General features: G+C 59.0%; 11 protein-coding genes. 5 read left to right on the top strand and 6 right to left on the bottom strand.

Features of this window, described 5'->3' with window-relative positions:
- Nucleotides 1–192 precede the first annotated feature (192 nt).
- The 5 genes from G3N95_RS13330 to G3N95_RS13310 all read left to right on the top strand — a co-directional run bounded on the left by G3N95_RS13330 (nucleotide 193) and on the right by G3N95_RS13310 (nucleotide 8032).
- The gene (locus G3N95_RS13330) at nucleotides 193–1323 is read left to right on the top strand and encodes a glycosyltransferase family 2 protein (protein ID WP_205970458.1); all 1131 of its coding nucleotides are present in this window, start codon (nucleotides 193–195) and stop codon (nucleotides 1321–1323) included.
- Nucleotides 1324–1378: 55 nt separating this feature from the next.
- The gene (locus G3N95_RS13325) at nucleotides 1379–3277 is read left to right on the top strand and encodes a glycosyltransferase family 2 protein (RefSeq protein ID WP_205970457.1); all 1899 of its coding nucleotides are present in this window, start codon (nucleotides 1379–1381) and stop codon (nucleotides 3275–3277) included.
- A complete protein-coding gene (locus tag G3N95_RS13320) occupies nucleotides 3274–4206 on the top strand; it encodes an NAD-dependent epimerase/dehydratase family protein (protein ID WP_205970456.1) in 933 nt (310 codons plus the stop codon). The genes G3N95_RS13325 and G3N95_RS13320 overlap by 4 nt, the downstream gene beginning before the upstream one ends.
- Nucleotides 4207–4448: 242 nt before the next feature.
- Entirely contained in the window at nucleotides 4449–7058 is a 2610-nt protein-coding gene (locus G3N95_RS13315) for a hypothetical protein (RefSeq protein ID WP_205970455.1), read from the top strand.
- 11 nt (nucleotides 7059–7069) lie between these two features.
- Nucleotides 7070–8032: a glycosyltransferase family 2 protein gene (locus G3N95_RS13310; protein WP_205970454.1), complete on the top strand. Its 963-nt coding sequence runs from the start codon at nucleotides 7070–7072 to the stop codon at nucleotides 8030–8032.
- A 68-nt stretch (nucleotides 8033–8100) separates the two neighbouring features.
- Here the strand turns inward: G3N95_RS13310 and G3N95_RS13305 are convergent, their stop codons facing one another.
- The 6 genes from G3N95_RS13305 to G3N95_RS13280 all read right to left on the bottom strand — a co-directional run bounded on the left by G3N95_RS13305 (nucleotide 8101) and on the right by G3N95_RS13280 (nucleotide 16887).
- Nucleotides 8101–8925: a sulfotransferase family 2 domain-containing protein gene (locus tag G3N95_RS13305; RefSeq protein WP_205970453.1), complete on the bottom strand. Its 825-nt coding sequence runs from the start codon at nucleotides 8923–8925 to the stop codon at nucleotides 8101–8103.
- A 337-nt stretch (nucleotides 8926–9262) separates the two neighbouring features.
- The gene (locus G3N95_RS13300; protein ID WP_241018482.1) at nucleotides 9263–10657 is read right to left on the bottom strand and encodes a hypothetical protein; all 1395 of its coding nucleotides are present in this window, start codon (nucleotides 10655–10657) and stop codon (nucleotides 9263–9265) included.
- Nucleotides 10658–10991: 334 nt separating this feature from the next.
- Entirely contained in the window at nucleotides 10992–12728 is a 1737-nt protein-coding gene (locus tag G3N95_RS13295; protein ID WP_205970451.1) for a glycosyltransferase family 39 protein, read from the bottom strand.
- Between the two features lie 18 nt (nucleotides 12729–12746).
- Nucleotides 12747–14024 carry a glycosyltransferase family 4 protein gene (locus tag G3N95_RS13290; RefSeq protein ID WP_241018479.1) on the bottom strand — a complete coding sequence of 426 codons (1278 nt, stop codon included), beginning with the start codon at nucleotides 14022–14024 and terminating at the stop codon, nucleotides 12747–12749.
- 143 nt (nucleotides 14025–14167) lie between these two features.
- Nucleotides 14168–15790, bottom strand: a complete 1623-nt coding sequence (locus tag G3N95_RS13285) for a hypothetical protein (protein ID WP_205970449.1) — start codon at nucleotides 15788–15790, stop codon at nucleotides 14168–14170.
- Nucleotides 15790–16887 carry a DegT/DnrJ/EryC1/StrS family aminotransferase gene (locus G3N95_RS13280; protein WP_205970448.1) on the bottom strand — a complete coding sequence of 366 codons (1098 nt, stop codon included), beginning with the start codon at nucleotides 16885–16887 and terminating at the stop codon, nucleotides 15790–15792. The genes G3N95_RS13285 and G3N95_RS13280 overlap by 1 nt, the downstream gene beginning before the upstream one ends.
- Nucleotides 16888–16913: the final 26 nt, after the last annotated feature.

Below are 16913 nucleotides of genomic sequence, written 5' to 3'. Positions count from 1 at the left end.
TAGAAAAACGACTCGCCATTTACTAAAAAACTGGAGCCGTCTGCCGAAGGCATGCGTGACCCGCATCCTGAAAATGCGGCCGTGCCCCGAGGTTGAAGCGAGAACAGTAACAACCCGCCGAACAGCCGACCGCCAGCACTTCGATTGCTCCATTCACGAAATTTAAAGATAGTGTTCAAGGGATCGCCCTCCATGCATTCCACGCATCCGCAACAGTCGATCGCACCGGCCAGCAATTCGATCGCGCCAGAACTGTCCATCGTTGTCCCGACCTACAACGAAAAGGCCAATGTCGGCGAACTCGTTCGCAAGCTCGATCGCGTCCTGACCGATATCCGCTGGGAAGTCATCTTTGTCGATGACAACAGCCCGGACAAGACGTTCGAAACGGTCAAGCAGATCGCTCACGGCGACTCCCGTGTTCGCTGTATCCACCGTATCGGACGCCGCGGACTGTCGGGCGCCTGTATCGAGGGCATCCTGTCGAGCGCTGCGCCGACGGTCGCCGTGATGGATGCCGACCTGCAGCACGACGAATCGATCCTGCCGAAAATGTACCAGGCGATCAAGGACGGTGCGGATCTCGTGATCGGCACCCGCTACGCCGGCGAGGATGCCTCCAGCCAGGGCCTTTCGCCGATCCGCCAATGGGGCTCCAACCAGGCGACCAACCTGGCGCGCAAGTTCCTGCGCATCGACGTGAGCGACCCGATGAGCGGCTTCTTCATGATTCCGCGCGCGCGCGTCGACGCCGTCGCCGGAAAGCTGTCCGAAGAAGGCTTCAAGATCCTGCTCGACATCATCGCGTCCACGCCGACGCATCTCAAGACGGTCGAAATCCCCTATCACTTCCGCGAGCGCGTGGCCGGCGAGTCCAAGCTCGACACGCTGGTGACGGCCGAATATCTGGGGCTGCTGTTTTCCAAGTTGTCGGGCGGTTTCCTGCCGATCCGCTTCCTGATGTTCCTGATCGTCGGCGCCACAGGGATCGCGGTGCACCTGGCCGTGCTGCAGACCGCACTGCATGGGTTCAGCATGGCGTTCCCGTCCGCGCAATTGACAGCCACGCTGGTCGCGATGGCCTGGAACTTCGTGCTGAACAACCAGCTCACCTACCGCGATCGCCGGCTGAAGGGCATAAAATTCGTGATTGGCATGGCGACGTTCTATCTGGTCTGCAGCCTGGGCACGTTTGCGAACGTCGGTGCAGCCAGCTGGCTCGTCCAGTTCGAGCCGAACCAGATTCTTGCAGGCCTGGCCGGTGCGATCCTCGGTGCGGTCTTCAACTATGCGGCGTCGTCCGTACTCACGTGGCACAAGTAAGCGCGCAGCCATCGATTCGAGCCCGGACCACCTACAGCATCTGCCCCAGTTCAACATGAAGAGATATGTCAACTTCGCCCAGCGGTTCATTGGCCTCGTCCGACGCGACGGCGCCTATCCGTTGCTGAAGAAAAGCGTGGGCGTCTTCAGGCGCGAAGGGTTGACCGGGCTGAGAAGGCGCGCCGGGAATCGTCCGATCCCCGGCCAGGCCTACGCCGACTGGATCGAGAAGTACGACACGCTCGACGCGGAAGTAATCGCGGCGATGAAGTCGGAGATCGCGGCGATGGCCGCGCCACCGCGCATCTCGGTGCTCATGCCGACCTACAACGCGGATCCCGTATGGCTGGCCGAAGCCATCGACTCCGTCCGCAATCAGATTTATCCGCACTGGGAACTTTGCATTGCTGATGACGCATCGACGAGTCCGAAAGTCCGTCCGCTGCTCGAGCGATACATGCGGGAAGATTCGCGAATCCGCGTCGCGTTCCGTGAGAAGAACGGCCACATTTCGGCGGCATCGAATAGCGCGCTCGAACTGGTGACGTCCGACTGGGTCGGCTTGCTGGATCACGACGACCTGCTCGCGCCGCATGCGCTCTACTTCGTGGCCAAGGAAATCATCCGCCGCCCCGACGCGCGCCTGCTCTACTCCGACGAAGACAAGATCGATACGAAGGGCCGGCGTCACGATCCTTACTTCAAATGCGATATGAACATCGACCTGTTCTATTCGCAGAACATGATTTCCCACTTCGGCGTCTATCAGAAGCTTCTGCTCGATGAAATCGGCGGCTTCCGCACCGGCCTCGAAGGCTCGCAGGACCATGACCTCGCGCTGCGTTGCCTGGAGCGCATCGGGGCGAAGGCGATCGTTCACATTCCGCGCGTGCTGTATCACTGGCGGGTGCATCCTTCGAGCACGGCCGCATCGGGCGACGCCAAGCCTTATGCCGTCATCGCCGGCGAGCGCGCGTTGAACGAGCATTTCGCGCGGCAAGGCGTCGACGCCAGCGTCGAAGGCCTGTCATTCGGCTATCGCGTGCGCTATCGCCTGCCCGAACGTCTGCCGCTCGTCAGCCTGATCATTCCGACGCGCAACGGCGTCGGTCTGCTCAAGCAGTGTATCGACAGCATCCAGAACAAGACGACTTACGCGCCGTACGAAATCATCGTCGTCGACAACGGCTCCGACGAGCAGGCCACGCTCGACTACCTGGAGAGCCTGAAGGCCGCCGACAACATCCGCGTGATTCGCGACGACCGCCCGTTCAACTACTCCGCGCTCAACAACATGGCGGTCGCGAGCGCGAACGGCGAACTCGTCGGCCTGATCAACAACGATATCGAGGTGATCACCGACACGTGGCTCGAAGAGATGGTGTCGCTGGCCCTCCAGCCGGGCGTCGGCGCCGTCGGCGCGAAGCTGCTCTACCCCGACGGAACGATCCAGCATGCGGGCGTCGTCACGGGACTCGGGGGCGTAGCCGGCCATGCGCACCGGCTGTTCGCACGCGACAGCTTCGGCTATTTCTCGCGCAACGCGGTCATCAGTTCGTTTTCCGCTGTCACGGCCGCCTGCCTGATCATCCGCAAGTCGATCTATGAGCAGGTGGGTGGCTTGAACGAAGCCGATCTGACCGTCGCTTTCAACGACGTCGACTTCTGCCTGCGCGTCCGGGATGCCGGTTATCGCAACGTCTGGACGCCTTTCGCGGAGTTGTATCATCACGAATCGGCAACGCGCGGCACGGACGACAATCCGGAAAAGGCGGCGCGCTTCGCTCGTGAAGTCGATTACATGCAGGCACGCTGGGGACATACGTTGAACTACGATCCCGCCTACAGTCCGAACCTGGCGCTGGACCGAACCGACTTCTCCCTCGCCAGCCCTCCCCGGATCGAACCGCTGCCGCGCCATGCCGCGCCGCTCGCGAAAAAGGAAATGGCATGAGAATTACCGTCTTCGGTGGCGGCGGGTTCATCGGTTCGACGATCGTCGATCGCCTGCTGCGCGACAACCACGAGATCTGCGTGTTCGAGCGCCCGCGTGTCGACCCTTATCGTCAGTTCAACGACAGCGAGAAGGTTCACTGGATGACGGGCGATCTCACCAGCGTGCACGACGTCACGGAGGCCATCGACGGCTCCGACATCGTCGTCCATCTGGTGTCGACCACGCTGCCGAAGAGTTCGAACGACGATCCCATCTACGACGTCCAGAGCAATCTCGTCGCGACGCTGCAGTTGCTGAACGCGATGGTCGCGAAGAACGTGAAGAAGATCGTGTTCATTTCGTCGGGCGGAACCGTGTATGGCGACCCCGTCTATCTGCCTATCGACGAGAAGCATCCGACCAATCCGAAGGTGTCGTACGGCATCACGAAACTGGCGATCGAGAAATACCTGCTGCTCTACCAGTATCAGTACGGGATCAAGGCGAACATCCTGCGCGTCGCGAATCCTTATGGAGAGCGGCAACGCGTCGAGACGGCGCAGGGCGCGATCGCCGTCTTTCTCGACAAGGCGCTCAGAAAGCAGCCATTCGAGATCTGGGGCGACGGCACGGTCACGCGCGACTACCTGTACATCGGCGACGTCGCCGAGGCCTTTGCGCGCGCGGTTCAATACGATGGCAGCGAGTCGGTGTTCAACATCAGCTCGGGCTATGGCACGAGCCTGAACGAAATCATCGGCAAGATCGAAGCGATACTCGGGCATCCCGTCGAGCGGACGTATCGTCCGGGTCGTCCGTTCGACGTTCCCGCGAGCGTGCTCGATAACACGCTGGCTAAAAGAGAGCTCGGCTGGGAACCCAAGGTCGCTTTGGACGCTGGAATTAAAATGACGGCCGCATGGCTGCGCTCGCAGATCCACGAATAACGGCCGAAGCGCACGCGGGGACCCGCCTCGCGTACGCATCAGTCTGACGGGTGCTGTGTATGTGGATGCTGGCCCGGTGAGATCAGGCATCCGGCCGCTACAGAAGCGGCATGCCTTGCCGCGACCCGGATTCAGGGGCATGCCGGCGCCCCGCCCTACGCGGCCGGGCGCGTTCGGATTCACTCGGGGATTACCTTTTGTCGACGACAATCTGGCGTATTCGGAGAACGGACGCTGTTCCGTTGCTTTTGCTTTTTCTGCTGCCCGTCATCGCGGCGCTGCCCGGACTCGCAGGTCTTTATCATGCGAACCCGATGCTGTATCTCGGCATGGTGGCTCAGCACTACAAGCCTGGCCTGACGCAAGGCTTCCCGTACGTCGATCCCAACAACGCTTTCACCGCTCAGGCGCTCGGCTATCGCGCGGCGTTGGAGTGGCTCAACGGCACCGTGCCCTGGTGGAATTATTTCTCGGGTGTCGGCTTGCCGCTCGCGGCCGAATATCAGCCGGCCGCATTCTTCCCGCCGACCTTGATGCTGCTGTTGCCCAACGGCATGCTGCTGCAGCACGTCCTGCTGCAAATCATCGCAGGCTGGGGCACGTATGGGCTGCTTCGTCAGTTGGGACTGAGCCGTTTCGCCGCTGCGACCGGCGGCGCGCTCTTTGCGTTCAACGGTGCGCTCGCCTGGTTCGATCACGCGCCCGCGCTGCCTGTGCCTTTCCTGCCGTGGATGCTGTGGGGCGTCGAGCGCGCATTCGCCAAATCGGCGCTCGGGATGCCGCGCGGCTGGCGCCTGTTCGCCGTTGCTCTGTGGATGAGCGTCGTCGCCGGCTTTCCCGAAACCGCGTATCTCAATGGCCTGCTCGCGCTCGCATGGTCGCTGTTGCGCCTGTGGCAAGCGCCGGGATTCAGGCTCGCGTTCATCGTGCGCCTCGCGATCGGCGGCGTGGTCGGACTGGCGCTTTGCGCGCCGCAAGTCCTCGCCTTCTTCGAGTTCCTGCCGCATGCCTGGCTCGGCGGCCATGACGGCGGGTTCGCCCACGCCGCGCTCGATCCGGCAGGCGTGTTGCCAAGTCTGCTGTTCCCTTATGTGTTCGGTCCGATTGCTGCCGGCGGGTTTGCCTGGGACCGCCTGGGCGCGATCTGGGGCGGCATAGGCGGCTATCTCAGCTTGATCGTGGTTGTCGTCGGACTGTACGGTGCCATGCTGCGACGTACGCCGCTCACGTGGCTGCTGCTGGGCTGGCTGTTCATGGTGCTGGGTAAATCGTTCGGCGTTCCCGTCGTGAGCACGTTGTGGAACCTGATCCCCGGGGTCTCGCAGGCCGCGTTCTATCGCTACGCGGTACCTACGTGGGAACTCGCCTTCATCATCCTCGCAGCACAGGCACTCGACGATCTTCGCTCACAACAGCACGAGCGAGCCACGCATCGACGCCACATCGCGATTCTGTCCGCGCTGCTGCTGATCGCGGGCGTCGTCTATGCGGCGTCGCTATGGTCCCATCTTCGCGGCTTCGTGCCGGTGCGGAACGCGGCGCTGGCTTCCGTTCTGTGGGGCGTGATTTCCGTGGGCGTGTTCGGCGCGATTCTGTTGCGCTTCCGTCCGGCTCGGGCCGCCACGGCGATTGCCGCGTTGCTCATCGTCGACAGCGTGCTGATGTTCTCGGTGCCGACGCTGAGCAACCCACGCTCGGGCGACGTGGACATGGAAGCAATCGGCTTCCTGCAGAAAAACGTCGGACTGCAACGCATCTATTCGCTCGGTCCGATCCAGGCGAACTATGGCGCCTACTTCGGCCTCGCCGCGATCAACCACAACTACTTGCCGATCAACCGGCGCTGGGTAGACTGGATTCGGGCGAATCTCGATGCCTACGCGGATCCCATCGCCTTCATCGGCAACTATCGGACTGCCGGTTCCACGGTGCCGACGTCGAGCCAGGAGCTGGTCCGCAATCTGGAGAACTACGAATGGATCGGGGTTAAATACGTCATCGCACGGGCCGGCGACAACCCGTTCGTCTCGACGCTCTCCAGCAAGACAGACGCCGCGTCGCAAGCGCCGCTTCCCATCATGCCCGGCGAAGCCGTGTCGGGCGCGTTGCCGCCCGGCATGACGGACAAACCCGTCACGATCGACCAGATCGGCGTGTCGATCGGCAACTACGGCAACACGTCGGACGGCATGCTCGCAGCGGAAGTCTGCATCGACTCGGCGTGTGCCAGCGGACAGCGGGACCTGAAGGGATCGAACGACAATTCGACGTTCTATATCCCGCTGTCCCGCGTGCTGCCGGTGGACGCACACTCTGTCATCCGCTACCGCTTTGCGCGCAGCGGCGGCAGCAAGCCCCTCGCGCTATGGATGGCAGCTGCACGCGAACCGGCCGACGATCAGCAACTGACCGGGCCCGCGGGCGTACAGACGGGTCACGGCTTGCAGATCAGATTGCCGATACGCGACGACAAGCGGACGCTGGCCAAACAGGTCTATGCCGACCAGGTCATGAACATTTACGAGCTCGGCAAACCGAAGCCTTACTTCGAAGAGCCTGGTCGGGCGTGCCGCATCACGGCGCACGATCGCGAACACGTCTCGGTGGACTGCTCTGCGCCATCCACCTTGCTGCGGCGCGAATTGTTCTTTCCCGGATGGACGGCGAAGGTCAACGGTTCGCCGACCCCGATTGCTGAACACAAAGACCTGTTCCAGACCATCGCTTTGCCTGCGGGCAACAGCAGCATCGTCTTCGGCTACGAGCCGCCGCATATGATCTGGGCATGGATTGCCATGCTCATCGCTTTTGGCATGTTGCTGATGCCTGCCACGAAAAAGAAGTCGCAATAGAGGAAACAATAATGAGGCCGTGCAAGATCGCAGTACTGATTCCCTGCTACAACGAGGAAGTCGCCATCGGCAAGGTGGTCCGCAACTTCAGGGAAGCCCTCCCCGACGCGACGATCTATGTCTACGACAACAACTCGCGCGACAACACGGCAAGCGTTGCCGCGCAGGCAGGCGCGATCGTGCGGAAAGAAACGCAACAGGGCAAAGGCCATGTCGTGCGCAGGATGTTCCGTGACATCGACGCCGACTACTACATCATGGCCGACGGCGACGACACCTACGAAGCCAGCCTCGCGCCCGACATGTTGCGCACGGCCATGTCCGGTCCGTACGATCTGGTCAACTACATCCGCAAGGAAACCGAGGATGCGGCCTATCGGGGCGGCCACCGCTTCGGCAACCAGATGCTGACGGGCGTCGTACGCAAGATCTTCGGCAACCGGGTCAAGGACATGCTGTCGGGCTATAAGGTGTTCTCTCGACGCTTCGTGAAGTCGTTTCCCGCGTTGTCTGCCGGCTTCGACATCGAGACCGAGCTGACCATCCACGCGCTCGAACTGTCGATGCCGATTTCGCACGTCGAGGGTCCGTATCGCGGCCGGCCCGAGGGCTCGGAAAGCAAGCTGAACACCTATCGTGACGGCTACCGGATCCTCATGCTGATCATGAAGCTGATCCGTCACGAACGGCCGATGTTCTTTTTCACCTGTTTCAGCGCACTGCTGACGTTGATCGCACTGGTGCTGATCGAGCCGGTGTTCGCGCACTACGTGGAGACGGGCCTGGTGCCGCGCCTGCCGACGGCCATCCTGTCGATGAGCCTGGTGATACTGGCTTCTTTGAGCCTGATGACGGGGATGATCCTGGACACCGTCAGCCGCGGGCGTAGAGAGGTGCGATTGCTGGCGTATTTGCAGTATTCGCCGTTTAGCACCTCGGAGCGAACCGAGCCGGCTGAAGCGTCCATAGCCTGACGCCCCTGCCCCTTTACTTCGGCCAATCGAGCTTTAACGACCTTAGCTGATTGGCCGTTGCGCTGATCTCACTTCGAAAGATACTGACTGAAAATGCGGTCGAAATCCGTCCAATGATAGATTTCGGCCCACATCGACGCATAGCGTTCGTTGAAGCTGTTGAATATTTGCAGGTCGAACCGATTGAGTTCTTCGGCAAGACGGATGTCCTCGGCGCTGAAACCCGTGTGGCTCGACTCTGACTTTCTAATGCTATGTTGCGGAGAAAAACGCATACCGTTCATTGCAAACAGTAGCTTGACGGATGCGACGTAGTTTTCCTGCAGCCCAATCCAGTAATAGTTCTGCTTGATCCATTCCGCCGCATCCGCGCCATCGCTGAAATTAGCTGGCGTGAGCTGGCGATACATCTCATTGATGTTTTGCGGATCCTGAATGTAATGGCGAAACGTCGGGTATTGCGCTTTGAACGAATCGCGATCGGGATGAGCGGCTGAACCATGATATTCGTAGGACGACGTGAGCCTCGAAATCGGATTCCGAAGAAACGTTATCAGCCTGCCCCGAGCCAGATCGGGCTGCCGGGAAATCTGACTGTACGAAAAGTGCCCGGAGACCATCCGGCACCTGCGCATGCGATTATCGTTCAGGTCGGCCAGATTGCTTTCCATGATTGCCGCGTACTTTTCGGGCGTAACGGGCAATTCGACTTTGGAAAAGTCGACGAAAACATTTTCGCAGGGCTGAAACCGGTCGGCCAGTTCCTCGCGAAACGACGAGCCCGCCGTTTTGCCGATGTGAATGAACACAAGAGGTTTTCTGAGTTCGTCATCGTTATCAAGACTGGACTCAATGAACGTCTCGACACCGAGATCGAATAAGCGATTAATCATGCTGCAATTTCCATTAAACCCTATGACAGTAGCGTCAATCCGGTTGTCGGCACGTCAATGTCATTGGAGAGATAAGCCAGACTGCCGTCTCGATCTGAATTCACGTTGAATGAGTACAAGGCTGCGGTCCGCACAGGAGAAGGTAGCCCAAACATAAGTGGGCATCAAGCGACCAGCGGTTACGAAATCTTATTCAGAAGCCAGCGTTTCAGAATGCGAATAAATCGCTAGATCGCATGCTCGATGCTGCAATAAAAAAAGCCCGATTGCGTCAGCTCCCGGGCCTGCTGCAGAGAATCGACTGTTACGTCGTTCGGGTCACAGCGATATTGCGCGCCTATTGCTGAGCCGCAGCGACATGACATGCGGCCACATTCCGCTTCCAAACCGTGAAATGCTGTCCCGGTCGCGGTGTGTCGAATTGACCAACCGGCTCGAAATTCGAACTCTTCAAAGCCGACGACATCACTGCCGGATCCGCACGCGGCGAAAACTCACCCTGTTGTTCATTCAACATCAACGCGAAACACGCCGAATCTTGAGGCGCATCCGCAAGCCAGTGCGAGTAAGACTCCTGTGTCGGCGTCAACACACTTGGATCGATCTGAATCATCGGCAAATTGAAGCCGTACTTCTTGATCGTTTCCAGGCCGATGGAATTCACGTTGGCGATCATGTGACGGGACAGGAGCAAAACAGGACTTCTGTTGGCATCCTCTTGCACCAGATACGACGCAATATGCCGATTCAGATCGCGCCACGCGACAGCACCGTCGCGACTCAGGATGAAATTCGGATCATTTTCTGGGGCAAATCCGTTTTGCTTCAACGATACGTGCACGAGCGAACCACAGTCGACCAAAGGTCTAAACCCGGCGGCCCCCTGAATGAACGCTTTCGGCATTGCCGAGCAGCGGTAAAGATCCTGATGCGCGTAGCTGGCCAACGAGAACGTAGCGAGTGTCAGCGCACCAAAGACGAACTGAATCCAGCGCCAGCTGATTCTGCTCAGCCAGGCGACTGCACCGAAGATCATCACGGTATAGATGGGCGCATCGAAGCCCGTTCCCATGTTCTGGCTCGTCCAGAGAATCATGAAGCAGGACAGGCAAAGCACACAGGCGGCGAGAATGAGGTTATCCGTCTTGTCACGTCGCTTGCCGACCAACAGGAACAGAAGCGCCGCAAAAAAGGTGGGAACGATGATAACGAAATGCGGAAGACGCATCTGCACGAAGATCATTTCGACGCGCAGGCTCAGGTTCGCCATCGTGAAGATGCCTTGCGAATGCCCGTACTCCGCCGCGTGCGCTCCATAGCCAAACGAGAAAAGATAGCCGAACACACTCTGGAAGTTCTTCACGTACCAAGGCCCCGCCACGACAGCAAACGCGACGATCGACAATACGATGTTCCTGAAGACTACGCGTGAAAAGCCGCGCACCAGAAAGAGATAAACGAGAAACGCAAACGCGAACGCCGGCAGGAAGGCCAACGCCATCGTTCGGGACAGGATCATGCCTCCCAGCGCGACGCCGACCAGAATGGCGTAAGGCGTACGACGATAGCCATCGGAGAATGCAAAGAAAACGAAGGCCGCGAAATAGAAGAACGTCGTCGCCGATACGAACTGGAAGCTACGGCTGAAAATGACGAAACCGGGCAGACAGGCCAGCAGCACGGAAGCGAGCAATGCGTGCGGCAGCGAAAGGCGGCGCAGCGCGACGAACATCAAGATCAGCGATCCGGCACAGAAGCCGACATTGCAGAGAAAACCGTAATTCTCGTTGACGCCGAAGCCGATCATCGCAAGCGACGCGACAACGGGCGCCATCGGCGCGAACCCGAGCGGCGAGGCAATCGCGTGCCACCAGCCCGACCAGTGGCCACCCAACTTCGCTTGCGCGAACACGATCGCCGTCGACAGATAGCCGGACTCGTCGATATCGAGTGATTGACCGAATCGATATTTGAGCAGCCATTCGACATTCTGATAGATGAAAAAGGCTAGCAAAACCCCGAATAGAACGTAGAGCGGCACATCACTACGTCCGGTCTTTGAATAGTTATTTTCCGTCATTACTACATCCGTGTTTGGAGGTCCAGAGTTCCGCGTACATGTCGGATTCAGGCGTTGGAATTCGCGCGGTCAATTCAAATCCGCGATCCGCGACAACCTGCTTCAGCAAACCGAGGTCCGGCCTGGGAAAGAAGTCGCCACTGACGCTGCTCATCATCACCACCGCACAGGTGTTGGGCGTGGCCGTCTGATCGAGCCACTCGCGGTACGCCTTATACGTTGGGTCGAGCAACAAGGGATCGATTTGCGCGGCGGGCAAGATATAGCCGAACTTCTTGATGAACTCCAGCATGACGGTGTTCACGTTCACCAGCCGGTTACGCGTACCGTAGATGATCCCGCCACCGCTCTTGTTGACGTCATGCATCCGGTCAGCCAGCTGCGAGCTCACATCTCGCCACTGCTTTTGAACGGGATAAGGAATATCGTCCCAGTTGGTTTTGTCTTCACCGTTTTCCCCCACGCCGCGAATATATTCCCCGATGAATCCGTCGCAGACCTTCTTCTGGGTTGAGCCCATCAGTGGCCGGACCAGCAATCGCGGCGCATTTCCGCACGCGCTTGTCGTGGATTGCAGATAGCCGACCATCAACGCGCCCAGAAGCATGACCGCATAGATGACGCCCCGCACCGCGCGGCTAGTCGTCAGGTTCGGCACCGTACAGACGGCACATATCGCCATGACAGGATAAAGAGGCGCGTCGAACCCTGACCCGATGTTCTTCGACGAAAGCAGGATAGCGATGCACAGCACCGAGACGAAGGCGGGAACCCAAAGCGTCGGATTCGCGGACTTGTCTTTCCTGATCAGCGCCCTTGCCTGCTGCACGACGCAGATCGCGAAGAATACGAATACCAATACGAAGTGAACGTTATAGATCGAATCCATGAAGAACTGGATTCGTCGGCTCACGTAGGTAAGAGACAAGTACGGAATCGTGCCGCCATACTCTTTGGAGTTGGCGCCATAGCCGAACGAAAAGAGATAGCCGAATATCTCGTGGAAGTTCAACGCATACCAGGGAACGGCGACGAGCGCGAACACCACGATGCTCATCACCAGCCGCGCCATGTTCTGCTTGAGAAGCTTCCAGCTGTCCACGAGCCATATGAGGCCAAACGCCGGCAGAAACGCGATGCTCATGGTTCGGGACAGCAGCATCAGCCCTAGCGCCGCACCCAGGCAAAACGACCAGAACCATGAGCTGAAACGCCTCGACTTGTAGTAGGCGAAGTGACTCAGCAAGAAGAAGAACGCCGTCGGCAGCCCATATTGATACGTTCTCGTATAAAAAACGATATCGGGCAGGGTCGCAACGAGCAACGCTGCGCAAATGGCGGCGAGCCGGGTTGATTGCTCGCGCACCCACCAGAAGACGATCAGTACGATGCCCGCATAGAACAGGATGTGGGTGTAGAAGGCTATGTTTTCGTCGATGCCCCAGCGAGCCATCAGGGCGGACGAAACGATCGGGCTTAGCGGAGCGAACTTCGTCGGATACGACAATGCGGCCAACCACCCGGTCACGCCGCCGTATTTGAGCGCTCTTGCGTAGGCGATCGCCTGGGACATGTAGCCGGCTTCGTCGATCGTCAACGCGAGACCGAACCGGTTGTATTCGATCCACAGGATATTGGCCCACGCAGCAAGCCCGGCCAACATCAATGCGACGACGGCATCGACGGCCAGCGACCTCGACGTTCCAAGGCTATTCGAATTCATATCGACACCCGATTTGCGTCACGTGGGCTTGACCAGCGCGACGATCCGCTCGACATAGCGCGACATGTCGAAGCTTTCGGCGACATGGCCTGCGAGTGTCTCGGCCACATGCGCCCGGCTCTCCGGAGAAAGCAGCAGACGGCTGGCCTTGTCAGCGAGATCCTCGACGTTGAGATACTCGGCAACACAGGCCTCTTTCAGCCCAAAGCGTTCGAGGAAGGACACGACCCCCGTTGTCTGGTCGAAACAAACCACGGGCTTGCTGAAGAACATGGCGTCGAGTGCGACGTTCGGCAATGGGTCGAGCCTCGAACTCAGCAGGAAAAGATCCGACAACTCGTACGCCGTTTCGATCTCCGTCGTCTCGTCGATGATCTGGACGCTTTCCGTCAAACCCGCTCGCAAGATCTGGTCTTCGAGATAGACGGAATACGCAGGGTCCTTGCGCGGCTGGTAGCCCTGCCCGATCCACACGAACCGGCATTTACCCTCGCCGACCTTCGCGTTGATCCGGCTCGCACACTGCAGGAACAGATCGATACCCTTGCGAAAATTCACCGACCCCGCGCCGAGCACGACATATTGCCTTCCATCGTCACCCTCGGGCCGCAAGATGGAACGCAACCTTGCCTGCTCCTTTTGCGCGGTTTCGTCATTGAGACGTTTGCCGGGGATGCTCGAACGCCCCTGCGGCAGGATATGAATCTTCTCGGGGTTGTAGTCGTCGACGAAACGCGCCGCATCTTCGAACGTGACGTCCGCAGAGAACACGACCTGTTGCGGCACCTTCATCATTGTTTCGAAGCGCTCGCGCGGATCCGGATAGCACGGCGCGAATTCGTGAATCAGGCTGACCTGGGGAATCCCGGCTTGCTGCAAAGGCTTGACGACGAGCTGCGACTCGATGCTATTGACGATCGCGAACGTGGGCTTGAACTCACGAACGAGACGCTCGATCGCATACTCGGAATACAGGGAGCTGAAGCGCGCGTAATGCGCGGGCACGTACGAAATATCGAGGTCCTTGAACAAAGCCTCGAGCATGCCCGGGCCAAGTGCGAGCACGACCACGTTCATCGAGCGGGACAACTGCTCCGCGATGTTGTAGACGAGAACGGGGGCGCCCGTCAGCGAACACTCGTGCGTGACGAGCAGAGCGGTTTGGTGCGCGGGATCGAATGATTCTTTCTTGAAGTACTCGAACGGCGGGAAACTGTACGCCCGCTTCTCCGCACGACCGTGTTCGACGTAATGCTGGACGGGATCGACACCCGCCTCGCGAACGTCGATATTCAATTTCAGATAGGTTTCCGGATCAAAATCTTCAGGCGGTCCTACCGGCGCCTTCTGGACATTGACACCGGTCTTCTTGAATAGGTTTTTGACAATTCTCACCTGTTTACACCAAAATTATTTGAAGGTTTCTAAGAGTGAGGCAATCAACTCTTCTTATTTGCATGCATCACATAAAGCAGCTTTTTCGCCTTGCTTTTCCACGACCGCGCAAGCTCTTCGTCTCGCGCCTGCTGGAAGGCGGCCTGCTGCTCCAGGAGTTTCATCGCCAGTGTGTTCTTCTCATTCGACAGCCGCTCGATATCCAGTTGCTGCCTCAGGATGGTAGCACTGTGCTCCTCATACGCAGCGTGCAGATTGGCCCACTCAGTCAGTATTCGCTTGTTTTCCGACTCAAGCGGACCGAGTACCTGTTCTCGCATACGCCTTATATCAAGATAAGTCTGAAGCCGATTGCCGTGATAAAGGTGCAATGGCGGAACATCCGCATCAGCATTTCGACCATCGGCGAAAGCCTTCAAAAAGGCTTCTTTGGAGTAGTAACGTTCGAAATACTGCAACGCCAACGCGGCTTGCTCCTTCACCAGCGCCTCGTTCCATCGACCAAAGATTTCCACAAGCTCCTCATAGCCGCTCCAGACAAAGCTCTCCGGATACGTCAGATCGAAGCTCGAATGATAGCGAGAGCGATAGGACGCGTGCGTGACGACGGGAAGGCCGATGGACAGCGCCTCGATCAACGCCTTCCCTCCGCCAATCGGGAAAGAAGCGACGTAGACGTCGACTGCGTGCTCGATGAGCGCCTGGCACAGCGAAGGGACCCACTCGACGTGAATGAACCGGTCGTGGCTAACGTTCTCGGCATCGAGTTCGGCGTGAATCTTCTGCATGAAATCCGCAGTCAACTCGCCGATGTGGACGTGATAACCGCGCGTTGCTTTCAGCATGAGCGCCACTGCGCGCTCGTAACAAAAAGCGTACGTGCCCGCCTCGAACTTCGACATCCGTCCACATGATGCTGTCGTCAAAGCGCCCCGTTCGAGAAACTCGGTTTTGATCCGGGACGGTCTGACGGCAGTCAGCGGCCAATAGTGCTGATGCTGCACGCCGATCTCGTGTTTGCACAGTTCATACGACATATTGTGCAAATCGACATGCTCGAATGCTTCGCACGTGACGCCGAGCGACAGGTGATGGTCGCCATGATGGATGTAATAGCGGCGTGTCGCACCGGGAAAGTGCGCCGCGACTACACATACGACGTCCTGGTTGTGAGCCAGCGTCAGGATCGTCGACGGGTTCCATTCGCTGATCTGCGCGTCGAGAGCGTCCAGCTTGCCGTCGAGCCCCGCATCTTCCGCGATGAAGACTTCACAACCGAGCAGGGATTCCCACTCTTCTATCGTGCTGCGATCCATCCGGTTGAACAGATCGCTCAACGCGACGCGGACGGGGCTCTCGAATAGCCCAAGAGCCAGATAATCCTTGATCAGCTCGACATGGCCTCCCGCCCGAACCAGTTCGGATGCCAGAATCACCGTGCCGCGCCCTTCGCTGCCCGGCTCGCGACGATGCCCGTAGTACACGCTAGCAAGCCTACTGCACAGGGCATCGAGTTCGCGGCTGGCGAACACGGCGGCAACGGACTCCGGATCATTGATGACCTGCTCGACGAACGACTTGATGCGCACCATCGCATCGCCGTACTGCAACTTCGATATACGTTTCGCGACCGACTCTTCCAGCCGGCCGAGATCAAGTTCATGCATTACTGAAAACTCGCGATCACTTCACAAACATAAGCCGCTTGCTCGAGCGACATGTGCGGCCCGATCGGCAGACTCAGCTCCGTCTCGGCCAGTGCTTCGGCAATGGGGAAAGCACCCTTCTGGTAACCGAGGGACTGATACGCCTGCTGCAAATGCGGAGGGATCGGGTAATGGATGAGGGTTTCGATGCCCGCCTCCTTCAAGCTCGCCTGCAGCGCATCGCGGCGCTCCGTGAACACCGGGAACAGGTGCCACGACGACGCGCAATCGGGATGCGGCGTCGGCACCCGCACAGCGGCGTTCGTCAGATTTTTCCGGTAATAGTCGGCGATCGCCACACGACGCGCGTTCCACTCCTCAAGCAGCGGCAGCTTCACTGCCAGCGCGGCAGCATGAATGGGATCGAGACGGCTATTCACCCCGCACACCTCGTTCACGTACTTCACTTTGGAACCATAGTTCGCGATGGTACGAATCCGGTCGGCGAGTTCTGGGTCATTGGTCGTGACGCCGCCCGCATCGCCGAACGCGCCGAGATTCTTGCCCGGATAGAAGCTCCACGTGACGGCATCGCCATGTCCGCCGATCAGTTCGCCGCGGTAGCGCGCGCCGTGTGCCTGTGCACCGTCCTCCAGCACCCGAACCCCTTTGCTGCGCGCCAGATCGACGATCGGCCCCATTTCCGCAGGCTGCCCATACAGATGCACGGGCAGGATGACTTTGGTCTTGCTGGTCATCGCCTGCTCGATGCGATTCGGATCGATATTGAGCGTCTCGAAGTCGGGCTCGACGGGCACCGGGCGCGCGCCACACTGCGTCACGGCCAGCCACGTCGCGATATAGGTGTTGGACGGCACGATCACTTCGTCGCCTTCCGACACGCCCATCGCCATCAGCGCGATACGCAGCGCATCGAGACCATTGCCGACACCGATCGCAAAGCGGGTGCCCGTGTATTCGGCAAATGCCTTTTCGAATCCGGCAACCTCTTGTCCGAAGATGTACCAGCCCGAATCGAGCGCGCGCGCAACGGCTTCGTCGAGTTGGGGTTTGAGCTCGACATAAGCGCTGCGGACATCAAGAAATGGCACTTTCACAATTGTGTTCCTTACTGTCGAAGAGG

The sequence above is a fragment of the Paraburkholderia sp. Tr-20389 genome, assembly GCF_017104565.1.
In the GTDB taxonomy this organism is placed as follows: Bacteria; Pseudomonadota; Gammaproteobacteria; order Burkholderiales; family Burkholderiaceae; genus Paraburkholderia.
The sequence above is the reverse complement of the archived record's forward strand: the minus strand, read 5'-3'. Positions and strand labels throughout refer to the sequence as shown.